This window comes from Enterobacter sp. 118C5 (assembly GCF_034107645.1).
GTDB classification, from domain to species: Bacteria; Pseudomonadota; Gammaproteobacteria; order Enterobacterales; family Enterobacteriaceae; genus Enterobacter; species Enterobacter nematophilus.
In genome coordinates, this window is sequence record NZ_JAWNEU010000001.1 from 152,064 (window position 1) to 173,421 (window position 21,358).

General features: G+C 55.0%; 18 protein-coding genes. 8 read left to right on the forward strand and 10 right to left on the reverse strand.

The window, feature by feature from the left end:
- Position 1: 1 nt before the first annotated feature.
- From UTO39_RS00750 to UTO39_RS00765, 4 genes are all read right to left on the reverse strand, one after another.
- On the reverse strand, positions 2-1,156 hold the full coding sequence (locus tag UTO39_RS00750) for a fimbrial protein (protein WP_320726197.1): 1,155 nt from the start codon (positions 1,154-1,156) through the stop codon (positions 2-4).
- The gene (locus UTO39_RS00755; protein ID WP_320726198.1) at positions 1,146-3,701 is read right to left on the reverse strand and encodes a fimbria/pilus outer membrane usher protein; all 2,556 of its coding nucleotides are present in this window, start codon (positions 3,699-3,701) and stop codon (positions 1,146-1,148) included. The genes UTO39_RS00750 and UTO39_RS00755 overlap by 11 nt, the downstream gene beginning before the upstream one ends.
- A gap of 9 nt (positions 3,702-3,710) precedes the next feature.
- Positions 3,711-4,403, reverse strand: coding sequence for a molecular chaperone (locus UTO39_RS00760; RefSeq protein WP_061097858.1), 693 nt, complete (start codon positions 4,401-4,403; stop codon positions 3,711-3,713).
- A 130-nt stretch (positions 4,404-4,533) separates the two neighbouring features.
- Positions 4,534-5,109 (reverse strand): fimbrial protein, encoded by a 576-nt coding sequence (locus UTO39_RS00765; RefSeq protein WP_061097859.1) that lies wholly within the window; start codon positions 5,107-5,109, stop codon positions 4,534-4,536.
- 499 nt (positions 5,110-5,608) lie between these two features.
- On the opposite strand from UTO39_RS00765, the gene flhB reads away from it, so the two are divergent.
- From flhB to UTO39_RS00790, 5 genes are all read left to right on the forward strand, one after another.
- The gene (gene flhB / locus UTO39_RS00770) at positions 5,609-6,757 is read left to right on the forward strand and encodes a flagellar biosynthesis protein FlhB (RefSeq protein WP_041909432.1); all 1,149 of its coding nucleotides are present in this window, start codon (positions 5,609-5,611) and stop codon (positions 6,755-6,757) included.
- Positions 6,750-8,828, forward strand: coding sequence for a flagellar biosynthesis protein FlhA (gene flhA, locus UTO39_RS00775; protein WP_061097861.1), 2,079 nt, complete (start codon positions 6,750-6,752; stop codon positions 8,826-8,828). The genes flhB and flhA overlap by 8 nt, the downstream gene beginning before the upstream one ends.
- Positions 8,828-9,220 carry a flagellar protein FlhE gene (locus UTO39_RS00780; protein ID WP_061097862.1) on the forward strand — a complete coding sequence of 131 codons (393 nt, stop codon included), beginning with the start codon at positions 8,828-8,830 and terminating at the stop codon, positions 9,218-9,220. Before flhA ends, UTO39_RS00780 begins: the two co-directional genes overlap by 1 nt.
- 262 nt (positions 9,221-9,482) lie before the next feature.
- Positions 9,483-11,066 carry an MFS transporter gene (locus UTO39_RS00785; RefSeq protein WP_320726199.1) on the forward strand — a complete coding sequence of 528 codons (1,584 nt, stop codon included), beginning with the start codon at positions 9,483-9,485 and terminating at the stop codon, positions 11,064-11,066.
- 4 nt (positions 11,067-11,070) lie between these two features.
- Complete coding sequence (locus tag UTO39_RS00790) at positions 11,071-12,210, forward strand: glycoside hydrolase family 105 protein (protein ID WP_320726647.1); 1,140 nt, start codon at positions 11,071-11,073, stop codon at positions 12,208-12,210.
- Between the two features lie 35 nt (positions 12,211-12,245).
- Here the strand turns inward: UTO39_RS00790 and argS are convergent, their stop codons facing one another.
- Positions 12,246-13,979 carry an arginine--tRNA ligase gene (gene argS / locus UTO39_RS00795; RefSeq protein WP_253542566.1) on the reverse strand — a complete coding sequence of 578 codons (1,734 nt, stop codon included), beginning with the start codon at positions 13,977-13,979 and terminating at the stop codon, positions 12,246-12,248.
- A gap of 239 nt (positions 13,980-14,218) precedes the next feature.
- Between argS and UTO39_RS00800 the strand changes: the two genes are divergently transcribed.
- Both UTO39_RS00800 and cutC read left to right on the forward strand, forming a co-directional pair.
- A complete protein-coding gene (locus UTO39_RS00800) occupies positions 14,219-14,779 on the forward strand; it encodes a VOC family protein (protein WP_320726200.1) in 561 nt (186 codons plus the stop codon).
- A gap of 78 nt (positions 14,780-14,857) precedes the next feature.
- Positions 14,858-15,601 carry a copper homeostasis protein CutC gene (gene cutC / locus UTO39_RS00805; RefSeq protein WP_253542563.1) on the forward strand — a complete coding sequence of 248 codons (744 nt, stop codon included), beginning with the start codon at positions 14,858-14,860 and terminating at the stop codon, positions 15,599-15,601.
- Positions 15,602-15,739: 138 nt separating this feature from the next.
- On the opposite strand, the gene cmoB is transcribed toward cutC, so the two are convergent.
- From cmoB to UTO39_RS00830, 5 genes are read right to left on the reverse strand one after another with little or no spacing between them, the layout of a single operon-like run.
- Entirely contained in the window at positions 15,740-16,711 is a 972-nt protein-coding gene (gene cmoB, locus UTO39_RS00810) for a tRNA 5-methoxyuridine(34)/uridine 5-oxyacetic acid(34) synthase CmoB (RefSeq protein ID WP_320726201.1), read from the reverse strand.
- The gene (gene cmoA, locus UTO39_RS00815) at positions 16,708-17,451 is read right to left on the reverse strand and encodes a carboxy-S-adenosyl-L-methionine synthase CmoA (protein WP_045260318.1); all 744 of its coding nucleotides are present in this window, start codon (positions 17,449-17,451) and stop codon (positions 16,708-16,710) included. The genes cmoB and cmoA overlap by 4 nt, the downstream gene beginning before the upstream one ends.
- Positions 17,452-17,491: 40 nt before the next feature.
- A complete protein-coding gene (locus UTO39_RS00820; protein WP_028013630.1) occupies positions 17,492-17,887 on the reverse strand; it encodes an MAPEG family protein in 396 nt (131 codons plus the stop codon).
- Between the two features lie 51 nt (positions 17,888-17,938).
- Positions 17,939-18,757: a DUF72 domain-containing protein gene (locus tag UTO39_RS00825; RefSeq protein WP_320726202.1), complete on the reverse strand. Its 819-nt coding sequence runs from the start codon at positions 18,755-18,757 to the stop codon at positions 17,939-17,941.
- Positions 18,754-19,320 carry a hydrolase gene (locus tag UTO39_RS00830; RefSeq protein WP_320726203.1) on the reverse strand — a complete coding sequence of 189 codons (567 nt, stop codon included), beginning with the start codon at positions 19,318-19,320 and terminating at the stop codon, positions 18,754-18,756. The genes UTO39_RS00825 and UTO39_RS00830 overlap by 4 nt, the downstream gene beginning before the upstream one ends.
- 264 nt (positions 19,321-19,584) lie before the next feature.
- Between UTO39_RS00830 and aspS the strand changes: the two genes are divergently transcribed.
- Positions 19,585-21,357 carry an aspartate--tRNA ligase gene (gene aspS / locus UTO39_RS00835; RefSeq protein ID WP_320726204.1) on the forward strand — a complete coding sequence of 591 codons (1,773 nt, stop codon included), beginning with the start codon at positions 19,585-19,587 and terminating at the stop codon, positions 21,355-21,357.
- Position 21,358: the final 1 nt, after the last annotated feature.

Genomic DNA, 21,358 nt, shown 5'->3' on the forward strand with positions numbered 1-21,358 from the left:
GTTAGCGCAGATCCATTTTCACCGTCACGTTACCTTCAAAACTACCGGGTTGAGGTTTCTCATTGAGGGTGCTAACCGGTGTTGCTTTGATGCGTACAAGGCCATTTCCCTGCTCGTCTATTGTAACCGGGAACTCGTAGGTCCCATCCAGTGCAATGTTAAGATTGTCCTCATTATAAACTTTCACGCCAATATCCTCCCGGCCAACCATTTTGGCGATAACCGGGTCGCTGCTGTCGACTACCCCCTGGTCTGCGGTGAGGGTAAGCTTGATTCTGTCGTCACTCCCTATGGCGTTATCGTCACAGTGGTAAGAGATATCGACATCTTTCAGCGTATAGCCTTTTGGTTGCTGCCCTTTTGCAACAAACTGGCTGGACACCAGTTCACCGAAATCGACCTCAATAGTACTGCCCTCGTTGATCGTACAGCTCAACGGTGCAGAAATAGTCCCGCTTAACCAAATGTTAGAGACCAATTCTGCATCAGACGGGGCACAACTACCGCTAATATAGATGCAGGCATAGTTCTGAACGACCAGGGTAGGAGGGAACGAGATGACCCCAAGAATAGGTTTTTTGATCAGAAAATTAGCCGCGATGACGTTCCATTTGAACATGCGTTTGGGACGGGGTTCGCCAGCAGGACGAGTATCGTTACTGCACACACTGGCAGTACCTTCTGTTGTTTTAATGTTTTCAACTTTTTTTTGCATGGAGGAACGAGGCGTCGGATACTGGAATACCTCTAGCTTCGTCAAATTAGCGCCGTCCGGAGAGTTAATGGCATCGCTGTAACCGGATACATGAATATCCAGTACGTCATTCAGATAGCCGTAACCACTGGCACCTGCACTTAATGGGCTTCCGGCCAACGTCATTTCCATAACGCTGGTGGACTCTTCCATATCACTGACGCAACTGCAGTTAGCGTCCATCTCTGCTCCATTACCGAGAAGGTGCATGTTGTCCACAATTTCACTCCCGGCAATGTTTTCTGCTGCACTCAGTTCACGTTCATAGCTAACGGTATAATCCTGAGGTGAGCTAAAGCAATTTTTTAGAACCGTCGAGGCATGAACAGAAAAGGACAACATGAGAGACACGACTGTCACTTTAACAAGAAGGGCAAGGGGCATTTTGAAGTTAGTTAACATGCTGTTGTTCCTGCTGACAAATAACTCGGGCATAGCGGATCCCCGTTGGGCCGGTTAACCCCTGCGATGAATTGAGGGAGATATGAGCGATACACTGCTGCTCAGTAGCGTTTCCCCAACTCACTTTCACCTGACTTTCCTCGCCAATTCCGGCGAGATAGAGTGTTCCGGTGTCATCAACGATCCCACTGATGTCGGACTGACTAACGCTGGCAATAGCACCAAAAGGGACATTTCGGCCGTCAGGACGCGTGAGGGTGACCAACGCACGATAGCCAACGTGGGCATCAAAGCTCGCTACGACCGCAGCACTGCGTGAGGGGATGACCGTAATGGCGGTTTCGCTTGTATCAACATCTTCCGGAAGGCTAGTGGTATCAATGCGGATACGGTTTTCCTGGTAGGGAGTAAGTGACGGAATGACCGCATTTCCCTGCCAGTCCGTCTGAATACCGCGCTGGTTCTTAAAGCGAACCCCTTCGGCACCCTCGGCATTGACGATGGCAAATTGATTGCCTAATGGCTGAGCAAGCGTGACGCCGTGGGGATGTGCAACAACGGCACCACTAACACCGTAGTTGAACTGCTGAGTGTTGTCTGAAGAATAGTAGTAGCCCACATTCAGGTTGGCGTAACGCGAACGATAATTGCTATAAACGCTACTGGTGTCCTCTCCGTCGTGATTAGAACGACTCTGCTGAAGTGAATAGCTCATACGCTCATCGTCCAGCAGCGTTCCATTAATACCTAAATTTTGGCGGGTGTAACCATGCCTGGTATTGCTGATGGTGTAGCTGCTCCAGGCGCGCGGAAGCCATCTACTTAACGGCATACTGATGCCAAAAGAAACCATCCTGTCGGCACTGTCATCATTGTTTTTACTGTAGGTGTAGGCCATATGCATGCTGATACCATCTACAACCGTATTAAATCCGGCTGAGAGGTTACGTTCCTTCAGCGAGGTCCCCCAGTAATCCTGTTGATAGCCGTTCAGATAAACGCTGCTGCCTAATACATTCTGGCTAATGCTGGCCTGGATGCGGTTGCGTTTGTTATAGCGGTATAGCCAGTTGTCTTCGTTGTCATCATATTTTTGCGCGGCATCGGCGAAGCTATAATATCCGCTGGTAGAATAGCGATAACTGGCCAGGGTGAAATTGGTGCCCGTGGTATCAACTTTACCGGAGTACAGTAGGCGATAGGATTGCCCCGTGCTCTCGTCATTATTATCGAGACGGGTTTTTGCCATCGTCACATCTGCTGAAAGTGAGCCTAATGGACCCAAAGCGATGCCCGCGCCACTGTTGAGCGCCTGATAATCTTCAGATGCGGTCAATCCTCCGAACAGCGTGACGGTATTATTAAGGCCGTAAATAACGCTTCCCTGTACAAACAGCGGCTCTTTTTGATCGCTCCCGCTGTCAGCACGATACCGTGCCGCTGTGAATTCATACTTCAGATGGCCTGGCCGCTGCATTACCGCGATGCTTGAGTAAGGCTGGGTGAAATGGTGTTCGCTACCATCGGCTTCTTTTATCGTTACCTCCAGGTCCCCGCTATTGGTTGTAGAGTAAAGATCGTTTATTTCGAATGCCCCGGGAGCCACGTTTTGCTGATAAATGAGATAACCGTTCTGCCGTACCGAGACTTCGGCATTCGAGCTTGCGATGCCGCGAATGACGGGTGCAAATCCACGTTGGCTGTAGGGCAGCATCTCTTCATCAGACACCAGATTGACCCCGCGATATTGCAGACTGTCAAATACCTCACCGCGAGTGCTGTTTTCACCCGCTGTGAACTGAGCTCTTAGAACGTCAATATCATGCTGGAGAAAGGTGTTGATGGAATCCCAGCTCGAAGCATCTTCCGTATTATTCCATGTTGAATAATTGCGCAACCGCCATCCGCCAAGATTGGCACCGCTTCGCAAATTGAGGTACTGGCTGGAAGTCGCATTCTTTGCGCTGTCTTTGTGCTGAGAGCCCGAAAAAGCATAATCTGCGAACATCACCGGGACGCCATCATTCCACCGGGAAGGAGCGATAAAGTCTGGGCTGTCGCTTAGTAATGCCGCCTGCGGAATACTCAAATTGAGCGTCATTTCGCTAAAATCGAGTGATGATGATGCGAACGGGATAAAGTCAGACAAAGGCTTTGTCAGTGGAGTTTGCCCCTCCAGCTTTGCCAGTGAGGGGTATTTGTCTACATCGACTCCCCATTGACGCAGCATGTCAGGTGATATTTGCGCGATGAGTTCACCTGTATCGCTACTTTTATAGGTAATGTCTTGATCGCGCAGTCGCATCGTGTTGATACGTATATGCGATGAATAGCGGTCAGGAAGTTGGCTATTTTCTTTAGAAAAGAGCGAAAGGTCGATATCTTGCTGTGTGAGTGCATCGCCCTCAAGCGAGGAAGGCGAAAAAAGATATTCACGTGCGTAGATATTACCGGAGTTCAGCAGCAACGCTCCGCTGATGCAGCAGAGTACAGGCGCACTTGGTACGTTGTATTTATCGTGGAATAGACGTAATCCCTTAGTCATATTATCGTTTTATTCCTGAACCAATGTGGAGGTGTATTGATCTGAGGCATTTCCATAGTCGGTGATGCAGCGCCAGCTCACGCGGTTTCCTGCGATATTTTTTGGAAGGTCAACGGAGATCGCGGAAGCGGGGGCTACCATATCGGCCTTTTCAACCTTTGCGTTGCCTACATATAAGCTGTCAAACGTACTGTAGTACGCACCCTCGTTGATCACCTGCAGCTCATTGTTTTGCCGCTTAAAATGCAGATTTTTACAGGTTTCTCCTTGCGTTCCCTTTAAACCATCAGGCCGCCAGAAAAGCTTCAGCCGCGTTTTATAGATCAACCGCATAACATTTTTATCGCTGTCCTCTTTTGCCGTCGCTGGAATGGTTCGAATATTCATGTAGAAAATACTTTCACGGTCGTCTGGCAATACGGTGCCATTCCATGCGATGCGAAGACTTTGTTCTTTTTGAGGATCGAGACGGAAAAGCGGTGGGGTAATGATGAAGGGGCCGCGCGTTTTACCGTCACCCGTATCCGTCCATGACTGTACTAGCCAGGGCAGAGCGTTGTCCTTGTTCACCAGTGGCAGGGCAATCTCTTTTTTGTCCGCATTATAAATGATGCGTGTGCGTCCAATCTGAATACCCGCCGCATGACTAATTGAACTCAAGCTGAACATAAGACAGAAAAATATGTGCGGTAGTTTGCGCATAAAAAAAGCCTGCAATCATTGACTCATAAATTAACGGTAATAGCCCTGTTTTTGAGCTATTACCGGCGTTTTTTTTCCAGGTAAATTCGCCTGAAAAATGTTTAATAAGAGAATGCGTTAATTACTGATATTAACGATAAAGAATATTCACGGTTAGATCGGCATCTGCCGCCCCCGGCTCAACAGTCGCTGCAAAGGATTTGTAGCGTGCTGTGAAGTCTGCATGAATTTGATCGTCTTTTATCGTCGGCAATGTGATCTTGACCTGCTCTTCACTACCGTCGAAAGCAATGAATTTTGTTGCATCACCGGCAGGACTTACAGCAATACCAATTCCTGTTGCGGCTTTTTCACCCTCGGTGGTGATCTTGCTGACATCCAGCAAAGTCGTTGAACCTGTTAGAGTTGTTTGACCATTAAATGTTAACTGTACAGCAGGGAGGCCATCACTTTTAAGCGGGCAATTTGCGAGCGTGATAGTAAAATCCATAAGATCGGTTTCTTTACCGACTTCAGTAAATACCGATTTTGGATACGTCCCTAAAGGCACAGTACTGTCTGTACCATTATCACCTTCAATGGTACAGCTAGGTTCGATAATTTGACCCGTGAAGTGAATCGTCCCTGCGTTCATTTCGGCAGCAAAAGTACCCATCGAAATGGTGGCAAGCACAACACCTGCAATAATGTTATTTTTGAAGTCCATCTGCAAAATTTCCTGAGTTTAAAAATATAGGGCATGCAATTTGAGGGGGAGGTCAAATTACGCCGTTCCGAAGTATAGCGGGTAATTTTGCTCAGGTAAGCGCAGGGCTTAATACATATTATATATGATAATGCTCGTGTGGATTTTTGTAAATTAATGAGACTTATATGATAAATATCCCTGACTTATTAAATTTACATAGATTTAGCACTTTGATAATCTAATAATTAAAAAAAATGGCGTTTTGTGAGAATTCTTTTCTGAATATTAAGCATCACAGGTCATAATTAATTTTTGCTAAGTTCATTTTCAATAAAAAATCATGCTAAAAAACGGCTTTCTGGAGCCGATCGATCATTATTCCTCCATTCTTCCTCTTTGCTTGTGCTTAGCCTGGCTTTGAACTGGATAAAAGAACGCGGTTATAGGGCTTTTTCAGCCCATTGATGAGGCAGGGGACTGGCATGATACCCGTGACGTAATGGGCTGAGCATGCATTGTGGCAGAAGAGAACGACGACAAAACGGAAGCCCCCACACCCCACCGACTTGAAAAAGCGCGTGAGGAAGGGCAGATCCCCCGATCCCGAGAATTAACCTCCCTGCTGATCCTTATCGTTGGGGTGTGCATTATCTGGTGGGGCGGGGAGTCGCTCGCCCGCAAGCTGGCGGGGATGCTCTCCACCGGCTTACGTTTTGACCACAGCATGGTCAACGATCCGAATTTAATCCTCAGCCAGATTATTCAGCTGATAAAAGGGGCCATGGTTGCGCTGCTCCCCCTGATTACCGGCGTGGTGCTGGTGGCGCTGGTCTCCCCGGTGATGCTGGGCGGGCTGGTCTTTAGCGGAAAATCGCTGCAACCCAAATTTTCGAAACTGAACCCGCTCCCGGGCATTGCGAAAATGTTCTCGGCGCAAACCGGGGCCGAGCTGCTCAAGGCCATTCTCAAATCGGTGCTGATGGGCAGCTCCGCAGGGTTTTTCCTCTGGTACCACTGGCCCGAAATGATGCGCCTTATCAGCGAGTCGCCCCTTACCGCGATGAGCAATGCGCTGAACCTGGTCGGGCTTTGCGCGCTGCTGGTGGTGCTCAGCATTATTCCGATGGTGGGTTTTGACGTGATCTTCCAGCTTTATTCCCACTTCAAGAAACTGCGAATGTCGCGTCAGGACATCCGCGACGAATATAAGCAGATGGAAGGTGACCCGCACGTGAAGGGGCGCATCCGCCAGATGCAGCGTGCCGCCGCCCGTCGCCGCATGATGGAAGATGTGCCGAAGGCGGACGTCATCGTTACCAACCCGACACACTATTCCGTGGCGCTGCGCTATGACGAAAACAAAATGAGCGCGCCGAAAGTGGTGGCGAAAGGGGCGGGGCTGATTGCACTGCGCATCCGGGAAATTGGCACCGAAAACCGCGTGCCGATCCTGGAGGCGCCTCCGCTGGCGCGCGCCCTCTACCGCCACGCGGATATCGGACAACAGATCCCTGGACAGCTCTACGCCGCGGTGGCGGAAGTGCTGGCCTGGGTATGGCAGTTGAAGCGCTGGCGTCTGGCCGGCGGTCAACGGCCCGTCAAACCTGAGAACCTTCCGGTGCCTGCCGCGCTGGATTTTATGAACGAGAAGGACACTGATGGCTAATCTGGTGGCAATGTTGCGCCTGCCCGGCAACCTGAAATCGACCCAATGGCAGATCCTTGCCGGGCCGATCCTCATCCTGTTGATTCTGTCGATGATGGTACTGCCGCTCCCGGCGTTCATCCTCGATCTGCTTTTCACCTTCAATATTGCGCTGTCCATTATGGTGCTGCTGGTGGCGATGTTCACCCAGCGCACCCTGGAGTTCGCCGCGTTCCCGACCATTCTGCTGTTTACCACCCTGCTGCGGCTGGCGCTGAACGTGGCCTCCACGCGTATCATCCTGATGGAAGGCCACACCGGTGCGGCAGCGGCGGGTAAGGTAGTCGAGGCCTTCGGCCACTTCCTGGTGGGCGGGAACTTCGCTATCGGTATCGTGGTGTTCGTTATCCTCGTTATCATCAACTTTATGGTTATCACCAAAGGTGCGGGGCGTATCGCGGAAGTGGGCGCGCGCTTTGTGCTGGACGGGATGCCGGGCAAGCAGATGGCGATCGACGCCGACCTGAACGCCGGGCTTATCGCCGAAGATGAAGCGAAAAAGCGCCGCGCGGAAGTGACTCAGGAAGCGGACTTCTACGGCTCCATGGACGGTGCGAGTAAGTTTGTGCGCGGCGATGCCATCGCGGGCATCCTGATCATGGTGATTAACGTGGTCGGCGGCCTGCTGGTGGGGGTACTGCAGCACGGCATGGACATGGGCCGCGCGGCGGAGAGCTATACGCTGCTGACCATTGGTGACGGTCTGGTCGCCCAGATCCCGGCGCTGGTTATCTCCACTGCGGCGGGTGTTATCGTGACCCGCGTCAGTACCGATCAGGACGTTGGCGAACAGATGGTTGGCCAGCTCTTCAGTAACCCGCGCGTCATGCTGCTGGCGGCTGCGGTGCTCGGGCTGCTCGGCCTGGTGCCGGGGATGCCAAACCTCGTGTTCCTGCTTTTTACGGCGGGGCTGCTGGGGCTGGCCTGGTGGATGCGTGGCCGTGAGACCAAACCGGCTGCGGATCCGGTTCCGGTGAAAATGCCGGAGAACACCCAGGCCGTAGAGGCGACCTGGAACGACGTTCAGCTGGAAGATTCCCTGGGAATGGAGGTCGGGTATCGCCTGATCCCGATGGTGGATTTTCAGCAGGATGGCGAGCTGCTTGGGCGCATTCGCAGTATCCGTAAAAAATTCGCCCAGGACATGGGCTTCCTGCCGCCGGTGGTTCACATCAAGGACAATATGGACCTGCCGCCCGCGCGCTACCGCATTCTGATGAAGGGTGTGGAAATTGGCAGCGGTGATGCCTATCCGGGTCGCTGGCTGGCTATTAACCCTGGCACTGCAGCAGGCACGCTGCCGGGCGAGCAAACCGTCGATCCGGCCTTTGGCCTGGCGGCAATCTGGATTGAAAGCGCGCTGAAAGAGCAGGCGCAAATTCAGGGTTATACGGTTGTCGAAGCCAGTACCGTGGTGGCAACCCACCTTAATCATCTGATTGGTCAATTCTCGGCAGAGCTGTTTGGCCGCCAGGAAGCGCAGCAGCTTCTCGACCGCGTAACGCAGGAGATGCCGAAGCTGACGGAAGACCTGGTGCCGGGCGTGCTGACGTTAACCACGCTGCACAAGGTGCTGCAAAACCTGCTCGAGGAAAAAGTGCCGATCCGCGATATGCGTACCATTCTGGAAACCCTTGCCGAGCACGCGCCGCTGCAGAGCGATCCGCACGAGCTGACGGCGGTGGTGCGCGTGGCGCTGGGGCGGGCGATCACCCAGCAGTGGTTCCCGGGAACCGGCGAAGTCCAGGTAATTGGCCTCGATACGCCGCTTGAGCGCCTGCTGCTGCAGGCCCTCCAGGGCGGAGGTGGCCTGGAGCCAGGCCTGGCGGATCGTCTGCTGGAGCAGACCCAGGAGGCGCTGGCGCGTCAGGAGATGCTGGGCGCGCCGCCGGTGCTGCTGGTCAACCACGCGCTGCGCCCGCTGCTGTCACGCTTCCTGCGCCGCAGCCTGAACCAGCTGGTTGTGCTGTCGAATCTGGAACTGTCGGATAACCGCCATATCCGCATGACGGCGACGATTGGAGGAAAATGATGGGTAAATGGCTATGGATTTTGCTCTTCCCGCTGGCGGCTCAGGCTGCCGGGGAAGGGAGCTGGCAGGCAAGCAGCATGGGCGTGACCCTGAGCAACCGCGGTGTCGCCATGTCTTCTGGCCCGCTGTCGCCTTCTGAAACGGTTTCTGGCCTGATGGGGATGGTGGTCTGGAACTACCGGCTGATTGGCCCAACGCCAGCCGGGCTTCGGGTGCGCCTCTGCTCACAGAGCCGCTGCACGGAAATCGATGGCGAAAATGGCACAACGCAGGCGTTCAACGGCGTGCCGGCCGTTGAACCTTTGCGTTTTATCTGGGAAGTGCCGGGCGGGGGACGCTTAATGCCGGCGCTGAAGGTGCAGAGCAATTCTGTCATCGTGAACTACCGCTAACCGCCTGCCTTTTCACCAGCCGTCAGGCAATTCTGATGGCTGGCTCGCAAAATTGACCTCACCTTTTGATGCAACAGAAACGCTGTTTTATAAATCAGTGACACGCGTGACGATACTCTTTGCATTTTTGCCATTCACCCTCTTTGTGATGGCAGAAACAGAAAGGTATGAAGAAGTCGATGCATTTACTGTAGCCGTGTAAAAACTCCCGGACGAGGTTTGCTTACAGGGAGTCTCCTAAAATTGATTAGGGTTGACGGCAATGAAAACACGTAAAATTGGACTCGCAAATTACCTTGCTTACGGGTCAGGCGATTTTCTCGGGGCGGGTACTACCGCCCTGACGGCGGCCTGGCTTTTGTATTTTTATACCACCTTCTGTGGACTCACACCGATTGAAGCAACCTTCATCTTTGCCGCTGCGAGGGTGCTGGATGCCGTTGTCAGCCCGTTAATGGGCTTTTTGACGGATAATTTCGGTACAACCCGGCTTGGGAAGCGCTTTGGTCGCCGTAAGTTCTTTATCCTGCTGGGTATTCCGTGCGTGTTCAGCTACTCGTTGATGTGGGTGGGGGACATGAATTTCTGGTACTACCTGCTGACCTATCTGGTGTTTGATATTGTCTACACCATGATTCTGGTACCTTACGAGACGCTGGTGCCGGAAATGACCGACGACTTCAAACAGAAAACCAAGTTTTCCGGGGCGCGTATTTCTATGGCGCAAATGTCCGCCATCCTGGCCTCCTTCCTGCCGGGGATCCTGCTCACGCAATTCGGGAAAGACAACGCCGTCTCTTTCTTTTACGCAAGCCTGGTCTTCTCCGTGCTGTGCGCGCTGATGCTGATCTTTGTCTGGTTCTTTACCTGGGAGCGCCCGCGTGAGGAGTGGTCTGAAGCGGCGCTGCGTGCCGAAGAAGAGAAGAAGAAGCTGACGCTGGGCCAGAGCATCAATCGTCTGTTTGTCGAATTAAGCTCGACGCTGCGCATCAAGATTTTCCGCCAGCATCTTGGGATGTACCTCGGCGGCTACATCGCGCAGGACGTATTTAACGCAGTCTTCACCTACTACGTGGTGTTTGTGCTGATGCAGGAAGCGTCAATGGCGTCCAACCTGCTCGGCACGATGGCTATCTTCCAGTTCCTCGCCGTGATCGGGATGATCCCGCTGTGTATTCGCTTCGGGCCAGCGCCGTCCTACCGCATGGTGGTGGTGCTGTTTGGCCTGGCCTCTATTTCTTACGCCGTACTCTATTATGCGGGACTGAGCGATATCTATTCTCTGCTTCTGCTGGTTTCTGCCATTGCCGGCCTCGGCCGCGGCGGTATCAACTACGTACCGTGGAATACCTATACCTACATTGCTGACGTGGATGAAGCGATCACCGGCCAGCGCCGCGAAGGGATTTTCGCCGGAATCATGACCCTGACCCGTAAAGCATCTCAGGCCGGTGCGGTGATGCTGGTGGGCATCGTGATGCAAATGTCCGGCTTTGTCAGCGGTCAGAAGGTACAGCCTGCGGAAGTGAGCCACACCATTCTGATGATTCTGAGCGTGGGCACCATCCTGGTGCTGTTCTGCGGCTTCCTCGTTTCCCTGCGCTTCAAGCTCAATTTGCAGACCCACAGCACGCTGCGCGAGGAGACCGCGAAAATGCGTGAGTTTGGTCATGCGATGCCGGAGTCAGCGACGCCACACGCCCGCGCCACCGTCGAGATGCTGGCCGGTATGCCTTATGAATCACTGTGGGGCAATAACAACATCGGCTATCTGAACCGCAATAAGCCAGCGGCACCTTCGCTTAAGGATCGCGCGATACTCAATTCGACATACAACAGAGGTTAAGATGATGAAAGTTTGGCCTGTCAAACATAGCCCGTTATTGCGCCAGCCCGAACGCTTTATTGCCAGGGATGAGCTGAAATCGCTCATTCAAAAGGTGACGCACAACCTGGTCAATATCCACGACAAAACGGGGGAGTTTTTGCTGCGCCTGGACGACGGACGCGTGATCGACACCAAAGGCTGGGCCGGATGGGAGTGGACGCACGGCGTCGGGTTGTATGGTATCTGGCAGTACTACTGCCAGACCGGCGACGAAGGGATGCGTAACATTATCGACAGCTGGTTCGCCGACCGCTTTGCGGAAGGCGCCACCACCAAAAACGTCAATACCATGTCGCCGTTCCTGACGCTGGCCTATCGCTACGAAGAGACCAAAAACCCGGCCTGGCTGCCGTGGCTGGAGAGCTGGGCGGAGTGGGCGATGACTGAAATGCCGCGCACTGAACACGGCGGCATGCAGCACATCACGCTGGCGGAAGAGAACCATCAGCAGATGTGGGACGATACGCTGATGATGACGGTGCTGCCGCTGGCGAAAATCGGCAAGCTGCTCAACAAACCGGAGTACGTTGAAGAGGCGGTGTATCAGTTCCTGCTGCACGTGCAGAACCTGATGGACCGGGAGACCGGGCTGTGGTTCCACGGCTGGAATTATGACGGCAACCATAACTTTGCCAATGCCCGCTGGGCGCGCGGCAACAGCTGGCTCACCATCGTGATCCCCGACTTCCTCGAACTGGTTGATCTGCCTGAAAACAACGCCGTGCGCCGCTACCTGGTACAGGTATTAAATCCGCAGATTGCCGCGCTGGCAAAGTGTCAGGACGACAGCGGGCTATGGCATACGCTGCTGGACGATCCGAACTCGTACCTGGAGGCATCCGCTACGGCCGGTTTTGCCTACGGGATCCTGAAAGCGGTGAGGAAGCGCTACGTTGAGCCTGAATATGCTGACGTTGCTGAAAAAGCGATTCGCGGCATCGTGAAAAATATCTCGCCGGAAGGGGAGTTGCTGCAAACGTCGTTCGGTACGGGCATGGGCAGCGATCTTGAGTTTTATCGCCAGATCCCGCTGACGTCTATGCCGTACGGACAGGCGATGGCGATTCTGTGTCTGACGGAGTATTTGCGGAAATACTTCTGATAATAAAAAACCCGGCGACTGCCGGGTTTTTTGTATTACATACGTTCTACGGTTTCGATACCCAGGGTATCCAGACCCAGCTTCAGGGTCTTCGCCGTCAGCTGAGCCAGCTTCAGGCGGCTGTTGCGCACCGATTCATTTTCTGCGGACAGAATAGGGCAGTGCTCGTAGAAGCCGGAGAACAGACCCGCCAGATCGTACAGGTAGGCGCACATCACGTGCGGCGTCCCGTCACGCGCGACAACCGTCAGCGTCTCTTCGAACTGCAGCAGACGCGCCGCCAGCTGCGCTTCGCGATCTTCCGTAATGGTCACACTCGCATTCGCCAGCACGCTTTCATCAATGTTCGCCTTACGGAACACGGAGAGCACGCGGGTATAGGCGTACTGCATGTACGGCGCCGTGTTGCCTTCAAACGCCAGCATGTTGTCCCAGTCGAAGATATAGTCGGTGGTGCGGTTCTTGGACAGATCCGCGTATTTCACCGCGCCGATACCGACGGCATTGGCCAGTTTTTCCAGCTCGTCAGCAGGCATGTCCGGGTTCTTCTCTGCCACCAGGCGACGCGCGCGTTCCAGCGCTTCGTCCAGCAGATCGGAAAGCTTCACGGTGCCGCCCGCGCGGGTTTTGAACGGCTTGCCGTCTTTACCCAGCATCATGCCGAACATGTGGTGTTCCAGCGGCACGCAGTCCGGCACGTAACCGGCTTTACGCACGATAGTCCACGCCTGCATCAGGTGCTGGTGCTGACGGGAGTCGATGTAGTACAGCACGCGGTCGGCGTGCAGGGTTTCGTAACGGTATTTCGCGCAGGCGATATCGGTGGTGGTGTAGAGGTAGCCGCCATCCTTTTTCTGGATAATCACGCCCATCGGTTCGCCTTCCTTGTTTTTGTACTCATCAAGGAACACCACCGTTGCGCCTTCGCTCTCCACCGCCAGGTTTTTGGCTTTCAGGTCCGCCACAATGCCGGGCAGCATCGGGTTGTAGAGGCTTTCACCCATCACGTCATCGCGAGTCAGGGTCACGTTCAGACGGTTATAGGTAAGCTGGTTCTGGGACATGGTGATGTCAACCAGCTTGCGCCACATCTCGAGGAAGTATTGATCGCCGCCCTGCAGCTTCACCACGTAGCTGCGCGCGCGCTCGGCGAAGGCTTCGTCTTCGTCGTAGTGTTTTTTGGCTTCGCGGTAGAACCCTTCCAGGTCCGCCAGCGCCATCTCGCCCGCGTTTTCCTGCTGCTGTTTTTCCAGGTAAGCAATCAGCATGCCGAACTGGGTGCCCCAGTCGCCCACGTGGTTCGCGCGGATCACCTTGTGGCCGAGGAACTCAAGGGTGCGCACCGCGGCGTCACCGATGATGGTGGAGCGCAGGTGGCCTACGTGCATCTCCTTCGCCACGTTCGGGGCAGAGTAGTCGACCACCACGGTCTGCGCTTCCGGCTGGGAAACGCCCAGACGGTCAGACTTCAGCGCCGCGTCAACGTGGCTCGCCAGGAATGCAGGCTCAAGGAAAATATTGATAAAGCCCGGACCGGCAATTTCGGTTTTGCTGGCAATGCCGGAGAGATCCAGATGCGTCAGTACCTGCTCAGCGAGCTGTCGCGGCGGCATGCCCAGTTTTTTAGCCACTGCCATCACGCCATTAGCCTGATAGTCGCCAAACTGTACTTTTGCTGACTGACGAACCTGCGGTTCGCAATCCGCAGGCGCGCCTGCGGCAATCAGTGCCTGACTGACTTTTTCGGAGAGAAGAGCCTGAATATTCACCTGGATACCTTACGTTTTTGATGCGGGCTTACAACCGCCCGCGCCAGTTAAAGAATTTAGGGCGGGAGTATACTGCAAATGCCTTCTGGCGTCAGCATTGCGGGGCCTGAAGATTGCTCAGAATCCACGCTAAGAAAGCGTGCATAACCATGCAGTCATAAAAAGCCGGATTCTGCGGTTGGTCAAAACGGGGCAACGGAGTAAATTAGCGGCTTTGCGACACGAAAAGAGACTGACTTATGGCGAACTGGCTATCCATTGACGAACTGCATGATATTTCCGCAGATTTACCGCGCTTCACAAAGGCGTTCACAGAACTTGCCACCCGTCTTGGTCTGGATATCGCGCCGCTTGAGGCGGATCACATTTCGCTGCGCTGTCACCAGAACGCCACCGCCGAGCGCTGGCGTCGCGGGTTTGAACAGTGCGGCGAGTTGCTCTCTGAGAACATCATCAATGGACGCCCCATTTGCCTTTTTAAGCTGCATGAGCCGGTGAACGTGGCGCACTGGCAGTTCACCGTGGTTGAACTGCCGTGGCCGGGCGAGAAACGCTATCCGCACGAAGGGTGGGAGCATATTGAAATCGTCCTGCCGGGTGAGCCGGAAACGCTGAACGCGCGCGCCCTGGCCCTGCTGTCAGACGACGGGTTAAGCAAGCCGGGGATTTTTGTGAAGACGAGTTCACCCAAAGGCGAGCGCGAGCGTCTGCCTAACCCGACGCTGGCCGTGACGGACGGGCAGGTGACCGTGAAATTTCATCCCTGGACCATTGAGCAGATCGTTGCCAGCGAAGCCTGAGAGTTGTGACTCGTCGCCAGGACCCGAACCGAGAGGCGTGCCATGATGGCGCGTTAAGCTGATTTTAAGGAGATGCAGATGGCGCTGCTGGAGATTTGTTGTTACAGCGTGGAGTGTGCCGTAACGGCGCAAAAGATGGGAGCGGACCGTATTGAACTGTGCGCTGCCCCGAAAGAAGGGGGGTTAACGCCTTCATACGGCGTGTTGAAGTCTGCCCGCCAGGCGGTCACCATTCCGGTACATCCGATTATTCGTCCTCGCGGCGGCGATTTTTGTTACACGGCGGGCGAGTTCAGTGCCATGCTTGAAGATATCGCCCTTGTTCGTGACCTGGGGTTCCCCGGCCTGGTGACCGGCCTGCTTGATGAAGACGGACATATCGATCTGCCGCGCATGCGCCAGGTGATGGATGCCGCAAAAGGAATGGCCGTTACTTTTCACCGTGCGTTTGATATGTGTAAAGATCCTCTGCAAGCGTTTGATACGCTTGCAGAACTTGGCGTGGCGCGCGTCCTGACCTCGGGTCAGCAGTCTTCGGCTGAAAAAGGACTGCAATTAATTACGGAACTAAAAGCACATTCCGGTGTTCCAATAATAATGGCGGGTGCGGGAGTCCGTGCCAGCAATCTGGAACGGTTTTTAAACGCCGGGGTGGAAGAGCTTCACAGCTCTGCGGGTAAATGGATACCTTCACCCATGCGTTATCGCAATACAGGGCTGTCAATGTCGACGGATGCTGAAGCGGATGAGTATTCACGCTACGGCGTAGAGGGAGAGTCGGTTGCGGAAATGAAGTCGCTGATTGAGCGTCATCACGTGTAGCAACGTACCGATTTTTACCGCGCATCATGTCGCCCAATATGATGCTTGCTTGTACCAGGCCCCTGCCAATTACACAGGGGCCTTTTTTTATCTATGCCCCTCTCCCCTGTGGGGAGAGGGTTAGGGTGAGGGGTAAAACTACGGCTTGGTCGCAATCAGCACCGCACGCATCGGTGCAGGATAGCCTTCAACGGTTTTGCCGTGGTCGGCCGGGTCGAGGAACTGTTCCAGCGATTCGGTGATCATCCAGTCGGTGCGGCGCTGCTCTTCGATAGACGTCACGCAAACATCGGCAATGCGCACGTCCACAAACCCACATTTCTCCAGCCAGTTTTTCAGCGCCAGCGCAGACGGGATGAAGTAAACGTTGCGCATCTGCGCGTAGCGATCGCCCGGCACCAGCACGGCATGTTCATCACCTTCAATCACCAGCGTTTCCAGCACCAGCTCGCCGCCGCTGACCAGCTGATCTTTGAGCTGCCACAGGTGTTCAAGCGGGGAACGACGGTGATACAGCACGCCCATTGAAAACACGGTATCAAAGGCTTTCAGGGCAGGGAGCTGCTCTATGCCCAGCGGCAGCAGGTGCGCGCGCTGGTCGTTGCCGAGCAGTTTTCGCACCGCTTCAAACTGGCACAGGAAGAGCTGCATCGGGTCGATGCCGACCGCCAGGTGCGCGCCAGCGCCAATCATGCGCCACATGTGGTACCCGCTGCCGCAGCCCACGTCCAGAATGGTGCGCCCGGTCAGGTCGGAGAGGTGCGGCAGTACGCGATCCCACTTCCAGTCTGAGCGCCACTCGGTATTGATGTTCACGCCGTACAGCGAAAACGGCCCTTTACGCCACGGCATTAAATTACGCATCAGCGTTTCGATGCGGTTGATCTGCCCGGCCGGAAGCGGCTCTGCGCTTTTCGCCGTCACGCTGTGCAATAAGTCCAGACGATGCGGGGTCAGTTCCGGCAGATACTCCACGGCATTTGACCACTGCTTTAACAGGCCGTGCTGCTGGTCGCGCTGCCAGGCGGCAATCTGCGCCGGCAGGGTTTCCAGCCAGTGGGAAAGATGATTTTTAGCAATCAGCTGATAAAAGTTGCTGAATTCAATCATGCGGCATCCCCGGCTTTTAGCGCCACCAGAGAGCCAAAGTTAAAGCACTGGAACCACAGTTCGCTGTGCTCAAACCCGGCTTTGTGCAGGCGCGCTTTATGGGTTTCCACGGAGTCCGTCAGCATCACGTTTTCCAGCATGCTGCGCTTCTGGCTGATCTCCAGCTCGCTGTAGCCGTTCGCCCGTTTGAAATCGTGGTGCATGTTGAACAGCAGCTCGCCTACTTTGGCATCCTCAAAGCTGAATTTCTCAGACAGCACCAGCGCGCCGCCGGGATTCAGCCCCTGGTAAATTTTGTCCAGCAGCAGCTGGCGGTCTTCAGGCACCAGGAACTGCAGGGTAAAATTCAACACCACCATCGAGGCGTTGTTAATCTCGATCTCGCGGATATCGCCTTCCACCACGTCCACCGGAACGGGCGCTTTGTACGCGTCAATATGGCGACGGCAGCGTTCCACCATGGCCGGGGAGTTATCGACGGCAATGATTCGGCAGCCATCGTGATGAATGTTACGACGTACCGACAGCGTTGCCGCGCCGAGCGAGCAGCCCAGGTCGTAGACCTGCGTGCCGGGTTGAACGAAGCGCTCAGCCAGCATACCGATCATTGAGATAATATTGGAATAACCGGGAACAGAGCGCTGGATCATATCCGGGAAGACTTCGGCTACCCGTTCATCGAAGGTCCAGTCGCCCAGGCTGGCGATAGGCGCGGAAAAAAGCGTGTCGCGATCTGACATAACGTAAAAATCCGGGAAAAATAAAGTGGCGTATTGTGCGCTAATGGAGGGAGAAAACCAACTCCCACGGCATATACCACAGGTTAGCCAGCACCATCAGCAAAAGCGAACACCAGGTCGCGCTCATGCCGGAACGACGCCAGCGGAATAATCGGTGGTGAAAGCCGTAATAATGCATTAACCGGCCGGCAATCAGCATCAGGCCACAAATATGCACCATCCAGGTTTCAGCGCCATTCATCTCCATAAACAGCAGCAGGATGAGGGCCACGGGGATGTATTCCACCGCATTACCGTGAATGCGGATAGCGCTTTGCAGTTCGGAGAAACCGCCGTCGCCGTAAGAGACGCGGTACTGCATCCTCAGGCGCACAACATCAAATGAAAATTTAATCAGCAGTAATGCACCTAACACCGCATACAGCGCGCTGACCATACTAACTCCCTGTTTTTGGCAGATGGCACTTCACTATGATAGGGGGTGATATCAGAAAAGAGAAGATTGTTGTGGGATGGAAGGGGCGCTGCCCACGGACGGCACCGCAGCCTGCAAGGCCTGCCACAGAGCATCGACCAGTTCCGGCGCCTGAGCGATATCCGGCGTATGCAAAAAGAGGTACGGCGTAGTGGTGTGCTCCCAGTTCGCGAGTTTTTGCAGCCAGACGGCGAACATCGCCTGATTTTGCTGCATGTTGTCGCTGCCGATGAACCTGACCATTGGGTTCTGCGCGGTCACGATGGCGTGAACCGGCACTTTCGGTTTTTTACGCTGAGCTTCAACGATGGCCTCGTTATGCGGTACCGCACTGTGCACCGGGCGACTGTCAAGGATCACGCGGTTAACGGAACGATCCAGCAGGCCGCGGTTAAGCGCTTTTTCTGCTTCACCCTTCGCAAAGAACTCCTGGTGCCGGACTTCAACGCCGTAGGTGAAGTCGCGGGGCAGGGCATCGAGGAACTGCCACAGCGCGGCCAGGTCGCGCGGGCCAAAGGTGGCGGGAAGCTGGAGCCAGTATTGCCCGATGCGGTTAGCCAGCGGCGACATGCGCGCGAAAAATTCTTCCGTTAAGTCCCCGCAGTTGCGCAGCGCGGCCTGGTGGGAGACGGTCGCCGGAAACTTAAAGCAGAAACGGAAATCGTCCGTCGTTTGCTCCCGCCAGCGTTCGACAATCTCCGCGCGGGGCAGGGCGTACAGCGTGGTGTTACCCTCGACGCAGTTGAAGTGTCGGGCATACTCTTCAAGGCTGGTAATGCCCAGGCGCACCCATTTCGGGTGCGACCACTGGGGCAGGCCCACGTACATCATAGCGCGCTTAAAATCTCATCCGTGCTGCGCACGCGTCCGATGCGCGGGAAGATATGGGTCATGCTGCCCTGATGCTGTTCCGCGGAGGCCGCGCTGCAGGCATCTTCGGCAATCACCAGGTTAAAGCCCAGCTCCCAGGCGTTACGGGCGGTGGATTCCACGCCGATGTTGGTGGATATGCCGCACAGAATAAGGGTGTCGATACCGCGGCGGCGAAGCTGCAGCTCAAGGTCGGTCCCGTAGAAGGCACCCCACTGGCGTTTAGTCACTTCGATATCGCTGTCGCGCTTGCCAAGCGACACCGGGTACGTCCACCAGTTTTCCGGCAGGGCATGCGCGGGCGCCTGGGCATCAACGGGCTGTTTTAACGCCTCGGCGAAATCAGCGGACCAGCCGACGCGCACCATGACCACAGGAGCACCGCTGGCGCGGCATTTCTCGGCCAGGCGAGCGGCGCGGCTGACGACTTCATCCGCTGCGTGTGGGCCACCGGCGAAGGGCAGGATCCCTTCCTGTAAATCAATCACCACAAGCGCGGTTTTGCGGGCATCAAGTGTTAACATCGTCACTCCAGGTAAATTAATCACTTCCGTAACACCTTACGACGTGATGACCTGTTATCGGTCGGATAATTTTGTTAATTTTTGTGAGAATGCGCAATAAGAGTGCAGCAAACGACCGTCTGGCGGTGGTTCGCTCTTATCGTCCGGCGGAATTTCCAGTATAATAGCCGCCTTTTTTCATCCAGTTGTGACATACAGAAAGCTGCGACATAGTAGCCTGCATACCAGGCGACATTTAGCCTGCGGCTAATTAAGGGATATCTCATGCGTACAGAATATTGCGGGCAGCTGCGTCAGTCCCACGTCGGACAGCAGGTCACCCTGTGTGGTTGGGTCAACCGTCGTCGTGATCTTGGTAGCCTTATCTTCATCGATATGCGCGACCGTGAAGGTATCGTTCAGGTGTTCTTCGACCCGGATCGCGCAGAAGCGCTGAAGCTGGCTTCTGAACTGCGTAATGAGTTCTGCATTCAGGTCACCGGCACCGTGCGTGCGCGTGACGAGAAAAACGTTAACGCCGACATGGCGACGGGCGCTATCGAAGTGCTGGCCTCCGATCTGGTTATCATCAACCGTGCTGAAGCGCTGCCGCTGGACTCCAACCACGTCAACACTGAAGAAGCGCGTCTGAAATACCGCTACCTGGATCTGCGTCGTCCGGAAATGGCCCAGCGCCTGAAAACCCGTGCGAAAATTACCAGCCTGGTGCGTCGCTTTATGGATGACCACGGTTTCCTCGATATCGAAACCCCGATGCTGACCAAAGCCACGCCGGAAGGCGCGCGCGATTACCTGGTGCCATCCCGCGTTCATAAAGGCAAATTCTACGCGCTGCCGCAGTCACCGCAGCTGTTCAAACAGCTGCTGATGATGTCCGGCTTCGATCGCTATTATCAAATCGTTAAGTGCTTCCGCGACGAAGACCTGCGCGCTGACCGCCAGCCAGAATTTACCCAGATCGACGTGGAAACTTCCTTCATGACCGCCGAACAGGTGCGTGAGGTGATGGAAGCCCTGGTGCGTAGCCTGTGGAACGACGTGAAAGGCGTTGAGCTGGGCGATTTCCCGATCATGACCTTCGCCGAAGCGGAACGTCGCTACGGCTCCGACAAGCCAGACCTGCGTAACCCGATGGAGCTGGTGGACGTGGCAGACCTGGTGAAAGCCGTTGAGTTCGCGGTATTCGCGGGCCCGGCTAACGATCCGAAAGGCCGCGTGGCTGCCCTGCGCGTGCCGGGCGGCGCGGCGCTGAGCCGTAAGCAGATTGATGACTACGGCAACTTTATTAAGATCTACGGCGCGAAAGGCCTGGCCTATATTAAAGTGACCGAGCGAGCGAAAGGTCTGGAAGGGATCACCAGCCCGGTAGCGAAGTTCCTGAACGCGGACATCGTGGAAGCGATCCTTGCGCGCACCGGTGCGCAGGACGGCGACATGATCTTCTTCGGCGCAGACAACAAGAAAGTCGTTGCGGATGCGATGGGCGCGCTGCGTCTGAAGCTCGGCAAAGACCTGAACCTGACCGACGAAACCAAGTGGGCGCCGCTGTGGGTTATCGACTTCCCAATGTTTGAAGACGACGGTGAAGGCGGCCTGACCGCAATGCACCACCCGTTCACTTCGCCAAAAGACATGACGGCGGCAGAGCTGAAAGCGGCACCGGAAGATGCGGTTGCGAATGCCTACGACATGGTCATCAACGGCTACGAAGTGGGCGGCGGTTCCGTGCGTATTCACAGCGGTGACATGCAGCAGACCGTGTTTGGCATTCTGGGCATTAACGAGCAGGAGCAGCGCGAGAAGTTTGGCTTCCTGCTGGACGCGCTGAAATACGGCACGCCGCCGCACGCGGGTCTGGCCTTCGGTCTTGACCGTCTGACCATGCTGCTGACCGGCACCGATAACATTCGTGATGTTATTGCCTTCCCGAAAACCACTGCCGCAGCGTGTCTGATGACCGAAGCGCCAAGCTTTGCCAACCCGGCAGCGCTGGCCGAGCTGGGCATTGAAGTGGTGAAGAAGGAAGAGAAAAACTGAT